Origin of the sequence: Zoogloea sp. (assembly GCF_041914405.1) — a bacterium.
In the GTDB taxonomy this organism is placed as follows: Bacteria; Pseudomonadota; Gammaproteobacteria; order Burkholderiales; family Rhodocyclaceae; genus Zoogloea.
Window position 1 is genome coordinate 22,114 of the sequence record NZ_JAYSDK010000037.1, and the last position, 18,201, is coordinate 40,314.

16 protein-coding genes are annotated in these 18,201 nt (G+C 68.4%); 4 read left to right on the forward strand and 12 right to left on the reverse strand.

Annotated features, from left to right (window positions below; genetic code table 11):
• Positions 1-48 precede the first annotated feature (48 nt).
• From ACE3RX_RS19200 to ACE3RX_RS19225, 6 genes are all read right to left on the reverse strand, one after another.
• Positions 49-1,773 carry a diguanylate cyclase domain-containing protein gene (locus ACE3RX_RS19200; protein ID WP_374486574.1) on the reverse strand — a complete coding sequence of 575 codons (1,725 nt, stop codon included), beginning with the start codon at positions 1,771-1,773 and terminating at the stop codon, positions 49-51.
• Positions 1,770-2,849: an extracellular solute-binding protein gene (locus ACE3RX_RS19205; RefSeq protein ID WP_374486575.1), complete on the reverse strand. Its 1,080-nt coding sequence runs from the start codon at positions 2,847-2,849 to the stop codon at positions 1,770-1,772. Before ACE3RX_RS19205 ends, ACE3RX_RS19200 begins: the two co-directional genes overlap by 4 nt.
• A gap of 95 nt (positions 2,850-2,944) precedes the next feature.
• Positions 2,945-5,959, reverse strand: a complete 3,015-nt coding sequence (locus tag ACE3RX_RS19210) for a response regulator (RefSeq protein WP_374486576.1) — start codon at positions 5,957-5,959, stop codon at positions 2,945-2,947.
• Positions 5,956-8,148, reverse strand: a complete 2,193-nt coding sequence (locus ACE3RX_RS19215; protein ID WP_374486577.1) for a DctP family TRAP transporter solute-binding subunit — start codon at positions 8,146-8,148, stop codon at positions 5,956-5,958. The genes ACE3RX_RS19210 and ACE3RX_RS19215 overlap by 4 nt, the downstream gene beginning before the upstream one ends.
• Before the next feature lie 159 nt (positions 8,149-8,307).
• Positions 8,308-8,511 carry a SlyX family protein gene (locus ACE3RX_RS19220; protein ID WP_374486578.1) on the reverse strand — a complete coding sequence of 68 codons (204 nt, stop codon included), beginning with the start codon at positions 8,509-8,511 and terminating at the stop codon, positions 8,308-8,310.
• 85 nt (positions 8,512-8,596) lie between these two features.
• Entirely contained in the window at positions 8,597-9,772 is a 1,176-nt protein-coding gene (locus ACE3RX_RS19225) for a methyltransferase (protein ID WP_374486579.1), read from the reverse strand.
• Positions 9,773-9,820: 48 nt separating this feature from the next.
• On the opposite strand from ACE3RX_RS19225, the gene ACE3RX_RS19230 reads away from it, so the two are divergent.
• The 4 genes from ACE3RX_RS19230 to ACE3RX_RS19245 all read left to right on the forward strand — a co-directional run bounded on the left by ACE3RX_RS19230 (position 9,821) and on the right by ACE3RX_RS19245 (position 13,759).
• Entirely contained in the window at positions 9,821-10,375 is a 555-nt protein-coding gene (locus ACE3RX_RS19230) for a DUF924 family protein (RefSeq protein ID WP_374486580.1), read from the forward strand.
• A gap of 51 nt (positions 10,376-10,426) precedes the next feature.
• The gene (locus ACE3RX_RS19235) at positions 10,427-10,864 is read left to right on the forward strand and encodes a hypothetical protein (protein ID WP_374486581.1); all 438 of its coding nucleotides are present in this window, start codon (positions 10,427-10,429) and stop codon (positions 10,862-10,864) included.
• Between the two features lie 124 nt (positions 10,865-10,988).
• Positions 10,989-12,926, forward strand: coding sequence for a U32 family peptidase (locus ACE3RX_RS19240; RefSeq protein ID WP_374486582.1), 1,938 nt, complete (start codon positions 10,989-10,991; stop codon positions 12,924-12,926).
• Between the two features lie 149 nt (positions 12,927-13,075).
• A complete protein-coding gene (locus ACE3RX_RS19245) occupies positions 13,076-13,759 on the forward strand; it encodes a hypothetical protein (RefSeq protein ID WP_374486583.1) in 684 nt (227 codons plus the stop codon).
• A gap of 34 nt (positions 13,760-13,793) precedes the next feature.
• Here the strand turns inward: ACE3RX_RS19245 and ACE3RX_RS19250 are convergent, their stop codons facing one another.
• The 6 genes from ACE3RX_RS19250 to mdcC are packed head-to-tail and all read right to left on the reverse strand — an operon-like array spanning position 13,794 to position 18,197.
• Positions 13,794-14,705, reverse strand: coding sequence for a malonate decarboxylase subunit epsilon (locus ACE3RX_RS19250; RefSeq protein ID WP_374486584.1), 912 nt, complete (start codon positions 14,703-14,705; stop codon positions 13,794-13,796).
• 8 nt (positions 14,706-14,713) lie between these two features.
• Positions 14,714-15,592, reverse strand: a complete 879-nt coding sequence (gene mdcB, locus ACE3RX_RS19255) for a triphosphoribosyl-dephospho-CoA synthase MdcB (RefSeq protein WP_374486585.1) — start codon at positions 15,590-15,592, stop codon at positions 14,714-14,716.
• Positions 15,585-16,253: a malonate decarboxylase holo-[acyl-carrier-protein] synthase gene (mdcG, locus tag ACE3RX_RS19260; protein ID WP_374486586.1), complete on the reverse strand. Its 669-nt coding sequence runs from the start codon at positions 16,251-16,253 to the stop codon at positions 15,585-15,587. The genes mdcB and mdcG overlap by 8 nt, the downstream gene beginning before the upstream one ends.
• Before the next feature lie 11 nt (positions 16,254-16,264).
• The gene (mdcE, locus tag ACE3RX_RS19265; protein WP_374486587.1) at positions 16,265-16,975 is read right to left on the reverse strand and encodes a biotin-independent malonate decarboxylase subunit gamma; all 711 of its coding nucleotides are present in this window, start codon (positions 16,973-16,975) and stop codon (positions 16,265-16,267) included.
• Positions 16,972-17,886 carry a biotin-independent malonate decarboxylase subunit beta gene (locus ACE3RX_RS19270; protein ID WP_374486588.1) on the reverse strand — a complete coding sequence of 305 codons (915 nt, stop codon included), beginning with the start codon at positions 17,884-17,886 and terminating at the stop codon, positions 16,972-16,974. Before ACE3RX_RS19270 ends, mdcE begins: the two co-directional genes overlap by 4 nt.
• Positions 17,883-18,197 (reverse strand): malonate decarboxylase acyl carrier protein, encoded by a 315-nt coding sequence (mdcC, locus tag ACE3RX_RS19275; protein ID WP_374486589.1) that lies wholly within the window; start codon positions 18,195-18,197, stop codon positions 17,883-17,885. The genes ACE3RX_RS19270 and mdcC overlap by 4 nt, the downstream gene beginning before the upstream one ends.
• Positions 18,198-18,201 lie beyond the last annotated feature (4 nt).

Below are 18,201 nucleotides of genomic sequence, written 5' to 3' on the forward strand. Positions count from 1 at the left end.
CTGTTCTCACGAGGCTCGCCCGCATTCTCCCCGAACGGCGCCCCCCACTCAGGCCAGGTCAGCGAAGCAAGCCCGCTGGCGGCCGCCGCTCTTGGCCCGGTACATCGCTTTGTCGGCAATGGCGATGAGTTCGGTGGCGCCGGTCGCATCGTGGGGATAGCGGGATACGCCGATACTGCCGCCGGAAAGCAGGGCCTCGCCCATGTGCATGATGGGCTGGGCCAGGGCGTCCAGTGCCTTCCTGGCGATCTGGGCGATGGCATCGTGATCGTCGGCGCCATCCAGCAGGATGATGAACTCGTCGCCCCCCAGGCGCGCGACGGTATCGCTGGCCCGCACCAGTTGCTGCAGGCGCACCGCGGCAGCGCACAGCACCGCATCGCCAGCCGCGTGCCCAAGGCTGTCGTTGATGGTCTTGAAGTTGTCCAGGTCGATGAACAGCAAGGCCAGTTGCCCGCTGTTGCGGCGCGCATGGGCCAGTGCCTGGTCGAGCCGGTCAAGGAACAGCCGCCGGTTCGGCAGCCCGGTCAGGCTGTCATGGCTGGCCAGGCGGTCAAGGGCACGCTGCTTGTCCTCCAGGCTGTCGAACTGGGCGCGGATCTGCTGCTGCATGTCTTCGATAGTGCGCGCCAGCAAGCCAATCTCATCCCGTCGCCGGCTCGGCAGACGCTGCCCGGCCGCCCCTGGCACAAAACCCCGCACCGCCTCCACGATCTGGTTTAGCGGCCGGGTTAGTGCCCGCGCCAGCAGGAAAGCCAGCAGCACAGCCAGCGCGCTGAAACCCAGCACGATACGCAGGGTCGCCGCCCCGAGGCGCTCGCTCTGTTCCACCACCGCGGCGAGGGGCTGGGACAGGCCGAGGATGAAATCATCCTCGCTGTGCAGCGTCGTGAAGTGCTGGCGCATGAAGGCCGCCACAACCGCCTCCTGCCCCGCCGGTCGTGATGTCGTCACCAGCTGTTCGGCTGCTGCTGCCTCGCCCAGTAGCGGCTCGGCAGCAGGGAACTGGTCCTGCACGCGGGCACGCTGCCCGCGGTCAAAGGCGAAGGCCTGGTGCGGATCGGGATGGATCAGGAAATCGCCGTCGCCATTGGCCAGATAGAGTTGCAAGCCGGCGGGCAGATCAGCGGCCAGCTGGGCGAACAGGCCGTTCAAATCCACATTGATCACCACCAGCCCGAGTGCCGGGCCGTCCGGCGTCTCGCGCACGGGGGCAGCCACCTGCAAGGACGGTTTGTCCTGCCCGGCGTGGGCGCCGACCTCATGGTTGATGCCGGCCCGGGAGATGAACACCGCGCCGGGCGGCAGGCGCAGCGTCTCGAAGACATAGGGGTAGTGGCCCTTTTCCTGCAGCTCCCCCTCCTCGATGCGCACGACCTCATCGGCATCCCGATCCACGCGGATACGCTCGATGCCGTGCTCAGCCGCATCGATCAGGCGCATCTGGAAGTACTCCGGATGGGTTTGAAGCATGCGCTGGAAGAGCAGCGCGGTATTTTTCTCGCTGCGCACCTGCATCGCCGGGTCTTCACGCCGCAACAGGCGTACAGCCTGGGGGTGGCCGGCAATCAGGCGCACATCCCGGGCGGTATTCTCGAGCCCAACCGCCAGCTGGCGCACCAACACCCGCGTGGAGGTGAGCAGGCGCTCCTCCGCCGCAGCCACCAGCATGGCGCGGCTTTCGGCATAGCCGTAATAGCCGGTCAGCCCGGCCGCCAGCACGCCGACGATGGCCAGCGCAAGGCCCAGGCGGACGGCGATGCCCATCTTCATGGCGCCAGCACCCGCTGAGCCCGGTCTCCCGAGTGGATGCGCGCCCACAGGCGCTCCCGCCGAGCTGCGTCCTCGACCTCGGCCAGCCAGACGATACGGTCCGCCGGACCGCCCGCATCCGACTCGACCAGGGTATTGGCCAGCCCCTGGCGGCGGACCAGCAGCCCGCTGGCCGTATCGCCGAGCAGGTGGTCTATCCACGCATGCGCCAGCGCGACATCCCGCGCGCCACGGGTGATCGCCCAGCAATCCAGCCAAGCCAGTGCCCCTTCGCGGGGAATCACGTAACCCACGTCGGCGCCGGCGGCCCGCAGCATATGCAGCTGCTGCAATCCGTAGTTGGCAAACATCAACGCGGTGCGGTGGCGCAGGAACAGGCGTACCGACTCCTCCGGACGGGTGTAGAAGCCCAGCACGTTACGGCGCAGCTCGATCAACCGGTCCACTGCCTGCGCCCACTGCCCGCCCTGCAGGCGGAATGGCGAGGCCACACCCAGGCTCTGGGCGGCCAGCGAGAAACTGTGGGTGCCGCCGCCATAGGCCAGCACCCGGCCCTGGTAGCGGGGGTCCCACAAGGCGGAAATGGAGGTCGGCGCCGCAGCGAACTGCCGGCGATCGTAGATCAGCCCCATGGTCGAATAGGTGTAGGGAATCGCATAGGCCTCGGCCCGGCCCTTGCGGACATGGACAAGACCGGGAATCTCGCTCAGCTGGCGGAAACGCGGCAGCTGGCGGCGGGTGCCGGCGATCCGCGCCGGATCGACCGGCTGGACCAAGCCCGCGGCGATGTAGCGCTGCAACTCGGCAGTATTGACGGCCATGACGTCGAAGTCACGCCCGCCGTTGGCGCTGACTTTCTGCCACAGGCTTTCGTCGGAATCCACGATGCTCAGTTCGACCCGCGCGCCGCTCACGCGCTCGAAGCTCCGGACCACCTCCTCATCCGCATAGCCGGGCCAGGCGAGCACCCGCAGCACGCCGGACGCGTGGGCGCTCCCCGCCAAAAGGCCGAACAGGATACCGGCCGCCAGCACGAGCACTGGCACCAGGCGAAAGGAGAAACCACCCAAGCTCATGCCAGGATGATACGCGTGGTGCCCCCCGGCCCCGTGGCACTCCGTCACTTCAATCCAGTGCGAGAACGCCCAGTTGCGGCATCTGCAGGCTCAGCTCACAACAACGGCCGCAACTTTTCCAGCACCCGTGACAGTTCCTGCTCCAGGCCTGCCAGCGCCTCCTGCGCCACCGCCACCGCATCCTCGCCACGCGCCTTCAGCGGCGCCTCGACCGCGAAGGCCGCCTGCTGGATGCGCCCGAGACCGAGACTGGCCGCGCTGCCCTTGAGGGAATGGGCGGCCCGCTGGGCTCCGTCGAGGTCGCCCGCATCCAGGGCTGCGCGGATCCGTGCCGACTCGTCCTGATGGGTGTTTACGAACATCACCAGCAGGCGCCGGTAGGTGGCGAACTTGCCACGCACCAGGCTCAGGCCAAAGGCCAGGTCCACACCGTCGATGCCTGCCAGTTGCTCGCGCAGCGCCTGCTCCTGGCCCGCCACCAGCGCTGCATCCTCGCGTTCGCCCTCGCTTCCGGCGGGCACCTGCGGTCGCGGCGGCATCCAGTGGATCAGCGTGGCGAACAGGTTGTCCGGATCCACCGGCTTGGCGACATGGTCGTTCATGCCCGCCTCCAGACAGGCGCGCCGGTCCTCGTCAAAGGCATTGGCGGTCATCGCAAGGATCGGCAGGGACTGGCACTGGGGCAGCTGGCGCAACGCCCGGGTGGCCTCCAGCCCATCCATGTGAGGCATCTGGACGTCCATCAGGACCAGGTCGTAGGCCGTGCTGGACGCCTTTTGCAGCGCCTCCCGCCCGTCGCTGGCCAGATCCACGCGAAGGCCGGTCTCCTCGAGCAGGGCGAGGGCCACCTCCTGGTTAACTGGGTTGTCCTCGGCCAGCAGGATGTAACGGCCACGCAGCGGCGACAGATCGATGGCCGCCGGCCCGATGGGCTTCGCCGGAGCCACGCCGGAGAACACCTCGACGATGGCGTCGTGCAGCATCGACGGCGTGACCGGCTTGCTGAGCTGGGCCTGAATCCCCATGGTGTGCAACTGTTCGGCGGTCCACTCGCTGCTGTAGGCGGTGGCGAGAATGATCCGGGCGTCGCAGCCGAGGGCCTGTATGCGGCGGCTGGTCTCGATGCCGTCCATGCCGGGCATCGCCCAATCCATCAGGATAAGGTTGAAAGGACTGCCGCCGAGCAGCGCCTCACGGGCCAGCGACACGGCGTGCTCACCGCAATCCGCCGTCGCTACCCGCGCAGAGAAGGCATTGAGCATGTCCTCCAGCGCGGTGCGGGCGTCGGCGTTGTCGTCCACCACCAGCACGTGCAGATTCCCGTCCAGCCTCATGTGGCCGCGCGGAACGGGCGCGCTGGTCGCGCGCTGCAGCGGAAGCTCGAACCAGAAGGTGCTGCCCTTGCCGAGCTCGCTGTCCACGCCAACCCGCCCCCCCATCAACTCGACCAGGCGCTTGCTGATCGCCAGCCCGAGGCCGGTGCCGCCAAACTTGCGGGTGGTTGACGCATCGGCCTGGACGAAGGCCTGGAACAGGCGGTTGCGCTGCTCCTCGTTGAGGCCGATGCCGGTGTCGCTGACCTCGAAGCGCACCGTTACCGTCCCGGCGCCTTCCTCAAGCAGACGCGCCCGGAAGATCACGCAGCCCGCATCGGTGAACTTGACCGCATTGCTGGCGAAATTGACCAGGATCTGCCCGAGGTGCATCTGATCGCCATGCAGCATCACCGGAATGGCCGGGTCGATACGGTTGATGACTTCCAGCCCCTTCTCGGCGGCCCGGTCGCAGATCAGATCGTTGAGGTTGCGGAAGACCCGATCCAGCTCGAAATCGGCGCTCTCGATGGTCAGCTTGCCAGCCTCGATCTTCGAGAAGTCGAGGATGTCGTTGATGATCCCCAGCAGGTGGCGTGCAGCCTGGGAGATCTTGTCGAGCTGCTCGATCTGGCGGGAATCCACCGCCGAGCGGCGGATCAGGTGGGTCAGCCCGACGATGGCGTTCATCGGCGTGCGGATCTCGTGGCTCATGTTGGCGAGGAAGCTGCTCTTGAAGCGGCTGGCCTCCTCGGCCGTCTCCTTGGCCACCGCCAGTTCGCGGGTACGCAGGTCCACCAGGTCTTCAAGGTGGAGCTGGATGTCGCGCAGCTCATGGGTACGCTGGTCGAACATCTCGGCCAGCTCCTCCAGCTCGTCGTGGGTACCCAGCGGCGCGCAATGGCGCTCCGGGCTGCCGTCGGCGGCGGCCACCCGCTCTCGCAGCAGCACAATGGGACGCGATATCGAGAAACCGATCCAGTAAGCAATCGCGATCGCCACCAGGGTCAGGACCAGGCCGAGCAGTGCCACGTCGCTGATCGCGCGGACCGCCGGCTCCAGATAATGCTGGCGCGGCGCCGACACTTCGAGCTGCAGCCCCAGACCGTCGAGGAAGCTCCTGCTGTTGTCACTGACCGCCTGGCGGGCGATCAACAGGTCGGAGGCGTCGGCGGCGGGGCGCGCAAACAGCGTCCGGTCGCCCACCAGCAGGTGGTGGCCGAGCAGCGGATCGGCGGGCAACACCCGCCGCGCCACCGCTCCCAGGTCGTACACCACCACCAGCACGCCCTGGGTGGTGCTGTAGTAGGTCACCGGCACGAAGACGACCCAGTGGCCGCGGCTGCGGTCGATCAGGTAGCTGACCACGCCGTTGGCCAAGGTGCTGCGCAACTCGCTCGAATCGCCGTAGGTGGGCAGGGTTTCAAGGGTCGAATAGACCGGCTTGCCGTCGTAGCCGAGCAGCGCGACGGCAAACACGTCCCGCCCCTCGCGGAAGTTCTTGATCAGGTCCGGCAGGTAGGTCTCGCGCCCTTGTGCATCGTTGAGACCATTGACCACCAGCGGATTGCGCACCAGCACGTTGGCGCTCTCGAGCAGGTACTCGAAGCGTTGCTGCAGCAACCGGGAATCCTGGCGGGCCCGCTCCTCCAGTTCGTGGGTCAGGTTGGTGGTGATCGCCGAATGCAGACGAAAGCCCACCGTGCTCGCCACGGTGACCATCGACAGGGCGACGAACAGCCCGAAGACCCAGGTGATCCGCCGCCGGACGCTGCGGGTGATGAAAGCCAGTTTCATTCTGCGACCACGATCCGGCCCCGCGCGTCGAAACGCGCCAGGCGCAGTTGCCCGCGCTCGAGCGCATCGTGACGATCCGAGGTGAAAGGCGGGTTGTAATCACGCAGCACGCCCGGATAGGCCCCCAGCGCTTCCAGCGCGCCGCGCACCGCCACGTGATCGTCAGGCCTCACCTGGCGGGCTGCCCGGGCCAGCATGTGGGTCAGCTCATAGGCATGCACGGTGGCGATCAGCGACGGCACCATCTCGTCCCGGCCGAGGCCGAAACGTTCCCGGTAACGCTGGAGGAACTTCCGGAACCGTGGGTGCGTCGCCGCATCATCCATCAGGATGGACTGTACGAAACGCAGGTCCACGCGCTGCAGGGCCCCCTGGGTGGTCTGCCAGAAGTTGCCGCTGGTCAGCCCCGCGTGGGCAAACACCGGCAAAGGCTTGTCCTGGCGCGCCAGCATCTGCACGATCTTCTGGCTCTCGACGGCATTGGCTACGAGCACGATTGCCGCGGCGTTGCCGTCGCAGATTGCCCGCAACTTGGCTTCGGTGCCGGCATCGCCGACGTTGAACCACTCGATCTCGACCCGGCCGGCCGGCAAGCGCTCGATGACCGGCTTGAGCACCTCGTCATTGCTGCGCCCCCAGGCGGAGCGCTCGAGCAGCACGACGACCCGCCCGCCGCCGCGCAGCGCACGCTCCAGCAGGAACGGCGCCGCCAGGGTGTCACTGATCGACACCCGGAAGGTGTAGTTCGGCCGATAGCCATGCTCAACCAAGCCACGCCCGGTTCCCCAGGGAATCATGAAGGGAATCTTCAAGCGATGGATGTCTTCCAGCTCGTCGGCAATCACTGCCGTCTGGACGCCCCCGACCACCCCCAGCAGGGACGGCATCGCGGCAAAGCGCTCGAGGTTCTTGCGCCCGACCAGGGAACTGGTGGCGTGGTCGAGCCCAATCACCCGCAGCGGCACGCCCCGGACACCCCCGTCGGCGTTGATCTCCTCAGCGGCCAGCTGAACGCCCCGGTAAATGGCGCCGCCGCCCTGGGCACTGCGCATCGAGAAATCCGCGTCGACGCCCAGCACCAGCGCTGCCGGCCGGCGGCCAGGGTTGGCGGCCTGGGCCACCTCCTCCCGCTGGTAGCGCAGCTCCTCGGTCTTCACCAGCAGGTCGTAGCCGACCTCGAAGCCGAACTTGTCGGCGATCGGCGCCAGGGCCTTGCGGAAAGCTTCGCGCTCGTCCGACGTCAGGGTATGGATCTCCACCCCGGCAGCGCGGACGGTGTCGATGAACTGCGCCTCACGGCGGAAGGTCTCCTGGCGTTCCCACACCGTGAGCTCCTGGGCGCTACGCCGGATGACTTCGCGCAGCTCGGGAGACAAGGACTCGAAAACCGCCTTGCTGATCGAGAACACGTAGGCCAGGTAGGCATGGTTGCTGACGGTCAGGTGCTTCTGCACCTCGTGGAAACGCATCCCGACGATGGCCACCAGCGGGTTTTCCTCGCCATCCACCGCGCCATCGGCCAGCGCCTTGTAGGTAGCATGGAAGTCGATCGGAATGGCCTGGGCACCAAGCACCTCGAACTGATCGGCGATGATCCGGCTCTTCATCGTGCGGATGCGCATCTTCGCGAAATCCTGCGGCCGGCGGATCGGCGTATTGGCAGTGAACTGCTTGAAGCCGTTCTCCCAGAAGGCCAGTCCAACCAGGTCGATCGCGTTGAGCTTGGACAGCAACATGCGGCCCGGCTCACCGTCGAGCATCGTGTACAGCTCTTCCCGACCGGTGAAGTAGAACGGCAGATCGGCGTACTGCATCGCCGGGATCGCCGAGCTGAGCTTGGCGGTGGGCGTCAGCACCAGGTCGAGCTTGCCGCTGCGCGCCATCTCAAGCATCTGATCATCGCTGCCCAACTGCTGATCAGGGAATACCGTGACCTTCAGCCGGCCCTTGCTCTGCTCAGCAACCTGCTCGGCGAAACGCACGGCCGCCGCGTGCAGCGCACTACCGGCGGCAATGTTCAATCCGAGGCGCAACTCGCGCACGTCGCTGGCCGCGGTCCTGGCGGCGCCCCCCGCCACACCGCTGGAGGCCTCAGGCCGCTCCCCGCGCTGGCTGGACCACAGCACCAGCAACACACCGACCACCACGAAAACCACCAGCGAAAGCGCGCGAATCGCTTGTTTGCTCATTTGCTTTTCTATTCAGGCTGGATGGCTAATCATATACCGATAGAAACCCCTTGTAGCGGCGTGGTCTTGACTCGGGCGAACGAATCCCACGCGGACCGTCAATCGCATCGCGCGGACAGTCGCGGACCAAGGAGATGACGGGACGGAAGCCCCGTGTGCTTAGTAATGTGGCGGAATCTCTTCGCGCAGATCGCGGGCCTCCGCCGTTGGCGTGGCGGACTGCATCTGCTGGTAGAGCAGGCGGATCTGGCGCTGCAGCGCGTCGATCTGCTCCTGCTGGCGATGGACGGTCATGTTGAGCGTGTCCACCAGGTCTTCGGTGAGGGCGAGCTTGATCTCGATCTCGGTCAGTCGGGATTCCATGGCGTCCCCTTCGGCGGGCTGTTGTCGGACGGGGATTGTCCCTGAAGATCATGGCGAGCGTCGAGATACCTCAGCCCCCGACACGTCAGTCAGCCACCGCCAGCACCATCAGATTCCTCGGCGTCAAACTGCGCTCACAGAAGGTACCGACCTCCACCCGGAAACCGGCCTCCTCGAAACCACGCGCCAGGTCCATCACCAGCCACATCTCAAGCGGACGGCGGAAGGCATGGCGAACCAGCTCCAGGCGGCGGACTTCGCCGCGGCGCCGTTCGCCGACCGCCAGCCAGTGGGCCCAGTCCAGCTCCGCTGGCAGGCGGACGCCCTGGCGGCGCGCGACCGCCTCCCCGTAGGTCGGAAAATCGCCGGACAGCAGCTGCGACGGCATCGGCGGAAACGGCCGGATGGCCTCCCCTTCGAGTTCATTGCGCAGCGCGATGAAGCCCAGCTTCCAGGCCTGATCGCGGGCCAGGCGCTGGCGTTGGCGCTGGGGTGCCGTCACGGTCTCGGTCACGGCCAGGCGCAGCGCGCGCCCGTCGAGCGGCAGCGAGGCTTCGCGGCTGACCGGCCGGTAGCCGTCCTGGGCGCCGCGGTAATAGCAGCACGGCGCGATCCGGTAGGCATGGGCGCCATCGCCCCCCGCGTTGCGCACAAGGGAGCGGTGGAGTTCCCCGCAGGCATGCAGGGCCAGCACCTCGCGGCCACGCACGTGGGCCCGCGACGACGCTTCGAGCGCATCGGCGCACAGCACCTGCTGCGCCACACCGACGCGGGCTGCCAGCCGTCCGGCGTCCTCGCACAGGTCCAGGTCGATCTCCAGCGAACTCACCGGCTGGCCGTCACTGAGCGCGAGCCGCCGGCCGAGGTGGCCCTTGCCGGCGCACCACTCCAGCAGCGGTGCCGCCACCGCTGGCCCATGGCTGGCGAAGGCCTCGATCTGGGCCCGCTTGCGGCCGGGAATGAACCAGTCGAAGCGCGCCCCGCTCGGCGCCAGGCTACGGGCCGGCAGTGGCGCCACATCGCTGAGTTGCCCCAGTTCGCCGGCAAACGGCAGATAGGTGGCCAGCCAGTCGCGGCAAGCCTCGGGGGACGCGACCAGGGCCTCGAGCTCGGCATCCTCCAACCCAAGCACCGCCTCCGCGAGCGCCGGCCACTCTTCGCACCAGGCCGGGCGATGCACATAGAATGGGGGCGGCAGCCAGAACGCCTGGTTGTCCTGCAGCAGCGACTGAAGCGCCAGGAAGCGCACACGATGATTCATGATTCCGTTTTACAACCCTGCCCCGCAAAACCAGGAGGACAACGCAGCATGGCCGCATCCCTGCCCGACTCCGAAGCCGTACTCGATTTCTGGTTCAAAGAAAGCACGCCCAGGCAATGGTTTGCCCGCTCGGACGAATTCGACCGCCTCATCGCCACCCGCTTCAGGGCGGTGCACTCAGCAGCGGCCAGCGGCGAACTGCACGCCTGGCGCTCCACCGCCGATGGCCGACTGGCCGAGATCATCGTGCTCGACCAGTTTTCCCGCAACCTCTTCCGCGACAACCCGCGTGCCTTCGCCTGCGACGGCATGGCCCTGGTGCTGGCGCAAACCGCAGTCGAATGCGGCGCCGACCGAGAACTGCCGGTTGCCCGCCGGGCCTTCCTGTACATGCCTTACATGCACAGCGAGTCGGCGCTGATCCATACCCACGCCGTCCGCCTGTTCAGCCAGCCGGGCCTGGAGAGCAACCTGGACTTCGAGCTGCGCCACAAGGCCATCATCGACCGCTTCGGGCGCTACCCACACCGCAATGCGGTGCTCGGGCGGGCGTCGAGCGAAGACGAGATCGCCTTCCTGGAAACCCCGGGGTCGTCGTTCTAACGCGGCGCAACATGGTTCAATGACGCTCTCGATCCATTCCGGAACCCCAACATGACGCGCCTTTCCACGACCTCCACGCTGCCCGCCCTCCTCCTGTGCCTCGCCTGCAGCTCGGCCTACGCCCATGCTCCCTTCAGCGGAGAGGACTTCAGCGGCACCTACGACTGCACCGGCGACGACAGCCACGAAGGCAAATACACCGGCACCGTGACCCTCGAACGCGTGCCCAGCCAGAGCACTGGCAAGCTCGGCGCCTACAGCTTCAAGCTGGAAGTCCCCGGCTACGGCGCCTATCCGGGCCACGCCGCTGCCAACGGCCGGCAGATGGCCATCCACTTCGCGCTGACCGACACCAGCACCAAGGACTACGGCACCGGCATCGCCGCCTTCAGCAAGACCAAGGGCGGCAAGTGGCGCTTCAGCAAGTACTACTACGAGCCCGAATTCAAGGGCGGTAACTTCGGCACCGAGACCTGCGTGCGCCGCTGAGCAAACGCAAATCCAGGCCCGGCGCGGGTCTTGGGGCCATGGTCGACGCCCCCCGCGGGACCGGGGATAATGGCGGGTTGCGAGCTGCCGGACGAGCAGCGTACTCACCCCCGAGAGCACCACCATGACCCATTCCCGCAAGCAGCTCGAACTCCTCGCCCCCGCCAAGAACGCGGACATCGGCATCGAGGCCATCAACCACGGTGCCGACGCCGTATATATCGGCGGCCCGGCCTTCGGCGCCCGTGCCAACGCCGAGAACACCATCGCGGACATCGAGCGCCTGACCCGCCACGCCCACCGCTTCGGCGCGCGCATCTTCGTCGCCTGCAACACCATCCTCCACGACGAGGAAGTGGCCAGCGCCGAACGCCTGATCCGCCAGCTCTACGAAGCCGGCGCCGACGCGCTGATCGTGCAGGATATGGGTCTGCTGGAACTCGACCTGCCGCCGATCCAACTGCACGCCAGCACCCAGACCGACATCCGCCACGCCGACAAGGCGCGCTTCCTGCAGGACGTGGGCTTCTCGCAGATCGTGCTGGCGCGGGAAATGACCCTCACCGAGATCCGCAAGGTCGCCGCCGCCACCGACTGCGCGCTGGAATTCTTCGTGCACGGCGCGCTGTGCGTGGCCTTCTCCGGCCAGTGCTACATCAGCCACGCCCACACCGGCCGCAGCGCCAACCGCGGCGAGTGCTCCCAGGCCTGCCGCCTGCCCTACGACCTCGCCGACAAGGACGGCAACCTCGTCGCCAGCAACCAGCACCTGCTGTCCATGAAGGACAACAACCAGAGCGCCAACCTGCGCGCGCTGGCCGAGGCGGGAATTTCCAGCTTCAAGATCGAAGGCCGCTACAAGGACATGGCCTACGTGAAGAACATCACCGCCCACTACCGTCTGCTGCTCGACGAGATCATGGAGGACACGCCGGAATATTCCCGCACGTCCGCCGGGCGTAGCACCTTCCTGTTCCAGCCGCTGGCCGACAAGACCTTCAACCGCGGCGCCACCGACTACTTCGTGAACGGCCGCCAGGCCGACATCGGCGCCTTCGACTCGCCCAAGTTCGTCGGCGAGCCGGTGGGCAGCGTGATCCGCCTGGACGGCAAGCAACGCCGCTGGTTTGACACCACCAGCGCCGTCGAGCTGCACAACGGCGACGGCCTCAGCTTCTACGACCGCAAGGGCGAGCTGGTCGGCCTGCGGGTGAACCGCGCCGAGCGCGTCGGCGACGATTTCCGCGTGCACACCGCCGACGCCGTGCCGGCCGAACTCTTCCCCGGTAGCGGCGTGTTCCGCAACCGCGACCACGAGTTCGAGAAGATGCTCGAGAAGAAGTCCGCCGAGCGCCGTATCGCAGTGGATCTGCAGCTCACCGAAACGCCGGACGGCTTCGCGCTGACCCTCACCGACGAGACCGGCGTGTCCGCCAGCGCCGAACTGCCCCACGCCAAGGAGCCCGCCAAGGACGCCGAACGCGCCCTCGCCGGCCTGCGCGACAACCTCGGCAAGCTCGGCGCGACGATCTTCAGCGCCCGCGCCATCGAGCTGCAGCTCGACCAGGCCTGGTTCCTGCCCGCCGGCGCCATCAACGCCCTGCGCCGCGAGGCGGTCGAAAAGCTGGAAGCCGCGCGCCTCGCAGCGCTGGCGCCGCTGCCGCGCCGGGCGGCGGTCGAACCGCCGGTGCCGTATCCGCAGACCGAACTCAGCTACCTGGCCAACGTGCTCAACCAGAAGGCGCGGGACTTCTACCAGCGCCACGGCGTGCAACTGATCGAGGCCGCCTACGAGGCCAACGAGCACGTGGACGACGCCTCGCTGATGATCACCAAACACTGCCTGCGCTACAGCTTCAACCTGTGCCCGAAGGAAGTGAAGGGCATCCGCCCCGACCCGATGACGCTGATCAACGGCAAGGAAAAGCTGACCCTCAGGTTCGACTGCAAGCGCTGCGAGATGCACGTGGTCGGCAAGATCCGCCAGTCCGTGCTCGACATGCCCGCCGTGCCGGTGGTCTTCCACGCCAAGGTGCCGGAAGGCTTTCACGCACCCCACTGAGTCCTGTCACACTTGCCTTCGTAAGATCAGGGGGTTTGTGAAAATCCATGGGCACCATGGGAAATCGTAGGGGCGAATTCATTCGCCCTGTATCCCCAGATCAAGCGCCGCGGGCGAATGAATTCGCCCCCACTAAATAACTCCATCCCATGAAGATCGCCCTTGCCGTCGTCCTGTTGCTCCTCGCCCTGATCGTCGGCCCCGCCGCGTGGCAATACGCCCACTTCGACCCGAAGGCGGTGCCCACCTCCGGCCTACCGTGGCAGATCGACGTGTTGCGGGGGGGCGAAGCGCGGGTCTTCGGGCTGACCCTCGGGCGCAGCACGCTGGCTGACGCCCGCGCCCGCTTCGGCGACGAGCTGCAGCTGGCGGTGATCGCCGAGCCCAACGAGACGGGCAACGTGGAAGGCTATTACGAGAGCGTCACCACCGGCTTCGTGGCCGGCAAGCTGATCGTCACCGCCGACTTCGACAAGGCCACCATCGAAGGCATGCGCGAGCGCTCGCCGAAGACCGAGTACATGCAGAGCACCACCCGCAAGGCCACGCTGGCCGACGCCGACCGGGCCGCCGCCCTCGCTGCGCCGATCCGCGGCCTGGCCTTCATTCCCAGCGTCAATCTGGACGACGCGGTGATCCAGGAACGCTTCGGAGCGCCTGCCGAGCGCATCCGCGTCAACGACCACCTGGAGCACCTGCTCTACCCGGAAAAGGGCCTGGACCTGGTGCTCGACAGCAAGGGCAAGGAACTCCTGCAATACGTCGCGCCGGCCCGTTTCGAGGCCCTGCGCGCCCCGCTCAAGGCCCAGGCCGCCGCACCGGCGAAACCCTGAACCCGGCTCGCTGAGCCCAGTTCACCGCGCGGGCTCAGCCCCGCGCGCGCACCCAGTCGACGATGCCGGCGGCACTGCGGAAATCGTCCGACGCGCGCACCGGCACACCGTTGTCCCGCTCGCCCCACATGCGCGCCAGCGCGTTGCCGGGGCCGATCTCCAGCACCACGTCCGGCTGCATCTCCAGCACCGCGCCGAGGCAGGCGTCCCAATCCAACGGCGTGCTGATCTGGCGCGCCAGCGCATCCATGCCGTCGGCCGCCGTACGGGCAGCCCGTCCGTCGATGGCGCTGAAGACCGGGAAGGCCAGCCGGCCGCTGCGGGACGGCGCCAGCAAGGTCGCGAAACCACTACTGGCCGCGGCGAGCAGCGGCGTGTGGGACGGCGTGCCGACGCCGAGGCGCACCACCCGGCTGGCCCCCCCCGCCTGCGCCAGTTGTTCGGCTTCGACGAGGCCAGCGGCATGCCCACCGAGCACGAAGTGGTCCGGCCCGTTGCAGATCGCCACCAGCAGACCGCAGCGCGCCGCCAGTTCCGCCACAACGTCGGCAGACAGGCCGAGCACCGCCAGCAAACCAGCCGGGCCGTCCACGCAGGCATCCATCAGCGCCGCCCGCTGCGCGCACAACGCAACACCGGCTTCCAGCGGAAAAGCACCGGCGGCGCAGCAGGCCGCCATTTCGCCAAGGGAATAGCCCGCCACGGCCACCGGCCGCGGCAGCGCAGGCTGCAACTGGCGCCACAGGTGCATCTGGTAGGCGAAGATCAGCGGCTGGGCGACCCGGTTGGCCTGCAACTCGGCGACAGACGGCGCCGCTGCACGCCATGTTTCCGGGATCGCCTCAGCCAGCGCCGCACCCAGTTCGGGCGATGCGCCTTGTCGCAAGGCGTCGAAATGAGCGGGCTGCTGGTTGCCCTGCCCGCTGAACAGAATCGCCAGGCGCATGGGAGGCCTCAGAGTGCGTCGAGAAACAGCGTGACCCCGAGCAGGTCAGCGCTGCCGCCGGGGCTCAGGTTTCGGGCGACGAATTCCCGGTGGATCTGTTGCGCCCTCGCCTCCCAACCGTCCGCGGCCACGCCGCCGGCAGCGAGGAAATCCAGCGCGCGCCACTGGGCGAAGGCCAACCCTTCGGGCCCGCCGCGCCACAGCAGATTAGTGTCTTCCAGGCGGGCGATCAGCGCGAACAAGCACTGCAGCGCGGCGCGCTGCGGATCGCCGGTCAGCCGCAGGGCCTCCCGGTAAGCCGGCAAGCCCACCTCCAGCGCAGCAGGAAATCCGTCCGCCGCCTCCCGCCGGGCACCGCCGCTGCCGTAGCGCCGCGCCACCTCGGCACCGTGGCTGTGGGACGCGGGGCTGGCCGAGCCGAGGATCGCAGCACCCCAGCGCCGTGTCACCTCGACGCATACATCGGTCGCGGCAAAATCACGCCCCTCCGCATGCAGCGCGCCGGCGGCGGCACACAGCAGCCCGATGTTGAAGATCGCCCCGCGGTGCGTGTTGATGCCGCCGGTCGCCTGCAGCATCTTCGCCTCCGCGGCCACACCGAGCTGACGCAGCGGCTCGAAGGACGGGCTGGCGGCGCCGACACGGGCGATCTCGGGAAAGTAATCGCGCAGGGACTGCAGGCTGCGCACGAAAGTGCGGAAATCCATGTCCGTGTGGCTGCCGGAATCGGCCGGGCTGACCAGACCGGGCTTCGGCGACAGCGCCACCTCCCGGTACAGGGCGCGGATGGCCAGGCTGCCGATGCGGGCCGCGAAGCCCTCCACGGAGGCGGTGGGCAAGACGGCCGGGCGGAAATCATCCCGGCGCAGGGCTAGGGCGTCAGACATGCAGCGCATCCTCCTCGAACTGTTCCAGCACCACCGACAGCGGCAGCAAGCCGACATCCACGCCGCCCTTCACGAGCACCTTCGCGTCGGCCCTGCCCCAGGCCGCCGCCAGCTCCCGCCAGGCCACCGCGCAGCCGTCCGGGAAGCGGATCTCCCCGTCGAGCCCGCAGGGCAGCGCCGCGGCACCATCGGCGAGCAGACGCAGGCATGCTTCGGCCTGGGCGGCTGAGGCAACGTCGCAGATCAGGTCCACGTCGGACTCCGAATGGCGGTAGCCCTCGCCGCTCAAGGCCTCCCAGGCCAGCGAACCGTAGACGCCGACGCTCACGCCGGCCGCCGCCAGCCGCTCCGACAGCGTGGCCAGCGGCGCGGCCACGTCGTCGGCCAGGCGATGCAGGCACTCGGCGATGCTCAGCGGACGGCGGATCTGCAGCAGATCCGCCTTCTCCACCAGGCAGCCGACGCGCCGGCGCCCTTCTGCGGCCGGCAGGGTCAGCCCCAGCAAGGCTTCGCTGCCGCCGGCCAGTTGGCGCGCCACCACCAGCGGGCGGCCGGCAGCAATCCACGCGGCAACCCGCGCCGACAGGGCGTCGTCGAGCGCACCGCACAGGAAGCGCACTGGCGCCCCTGCACGCACCGTGGCCAGATCGTGGCGACGCATGGCCGCGTGCCTCAGGCCGACACCACGGCCGCCGCCGTGGCGACGGCGAGATGGCGCCCGCCCCGCTCCGCACCACGGGCCATCCGCTCGTCGGCGGCTGGCCCGGCGGCCTGCTGGCCGGCCAGCGCGGCCTCCAGCAGCGCGGCACTGGGCGCGTCCCAGATCGCCTCGATGGCGCCCATGCGCAGGTAGTTCTCGGCGCCGGGCGCGAAGGTCGGCGACTCGGCGGCGAGTTCCTGCAGACGCTCGTGCGGGATCTTGGTGACCCGCGCCATCGCCTTCAGGTCCATCACGCGCACCTGGGCGTCGGCCAGCGCGTAGGTCTTATCCGCCATCAGCCCGAAGGACAGGAAGCCGCCGCTGACCGCCTCGCCGGTCACCAGCGCGAGGCTCGTGTGCCCTTGGCGACGGGCCAGATCCACGCAGCGGGCCAGGTGGGCCAGGCTGCCGTTGAGGCACAGCAGCTCCTCGGCGCGGGACAGGGCCTGGCCCTTGGTATCGACGAGGAAGACGATAGGCCGGCCGGGATGCTGATCGACCACGTCGAGCACCTGCCCGGCCAGGCCGAGAGCGATGTCGTGGCCGATGGCGGCGGCGTCGGTGGTGCCGAGCACGGCTACCGTGCCGAGGGCAGTCTCGGCGCAGCCGGCGACGAGCTGGCCGTGGACGCTCACGTCGTGCCCGGCCGGAAAGAGGCCGTCGAGAATGTACTGGAGGCTCATGCCGGCAATCCTTTCTTCAGGGCGACCAGGCTGTCCCGGTCCATCAGCGGAATCTGTCTGGGTTCGGCGACGCCGAGGGCCTGCCACACGTCGAGGCCATCGCGCAGGCCGGCGAAGCGCTGGCGGCGTTCCGTCAGGCGCGTCTGCTCAGCGCGCAGCGTGCTGCTCGCCGGTACGGGCTCCTGCCAGCCGGCGAGCAGCGCGATGGCGCCGTCACGGAAGCTGGCTGCGTCGTCCTCCACCAGTTCGACGCAGTCGCCGGTCAGATAGCGGTGCTTGCCGCCGGTGACGCGCCACACCAGCGCGCGGTCCTTGGAGTCAAACTCCTCGACGCCGGCGACGGTCTCGATGACCTCCGGACCGGACAGGGCCAGCCGCCCCTCCTCGGACATCACGATCGCCGAGCACAGGCGCGACACGATGCCCATGCCGCCGAAGGCGCCACAGCTGCCGCCGACCAGCGCGATCACCGGCACGCCGGCTGCCCGCGTATCGAGCACCGCCCGCATGATCTCGGAGATGGCGATCAGCCCGGCGTTGGCTTCGTGCAGGCGAACGCCGCCGGAGTCCGCCATGAAGATCACCGCCGCCGGCTTCTCCTGCACCGCGCGGCGCAGCAGGCCGACGATCTTGGCGCCGTGGATCTCGCCCACCGCGCCACCCATGAACTGCCCTTCCTGGGCGATCACCAGCACCGGCCGGCCGCCAAGGGTCGCGGAGCCGACGATCACGCCGTCGTCGAAGGCGCCGGGGATGTCCAGCACCGCCAGGTGCGGGCTCGGCTCGGAGGCCTCCGGCGGCAGGAATTCGCGGAAGCTGCCGGCGTCCAGCACCGCCGCCACACGGGCGCGGGCGCTGGCCTCGAAGTAACTGCGGCGCAGCACCAGCTTGTTGGCCACGGGCGCGTTCATTGGACACCTCCGGTGTATTCGCCGAGGGCCTGGCCCAGGCGCAGGCTGACGACCGCCGGGGTCGCGCCCATGTCGTTGATGGCGATGCGGGTGCCGCCGGCCGCGTGGCGAGCAGCGAATTCGGCGATGACGGCCTCCCAGATGCGGCCGAAGCCGCGGGCCGAGGTCTTCACCGACACGACGCAGGTGTCGGCCTCGTCGCCCGAGCGGATCAGGATCTCCAGGTTGCCGGAGCCGACCACGCCGCACAGGGCCGCGCCGGCGGCCGGCGTGGCGGGCTGGGCGGGGAAACGGAATTCGAGTTTTTCCATGGCA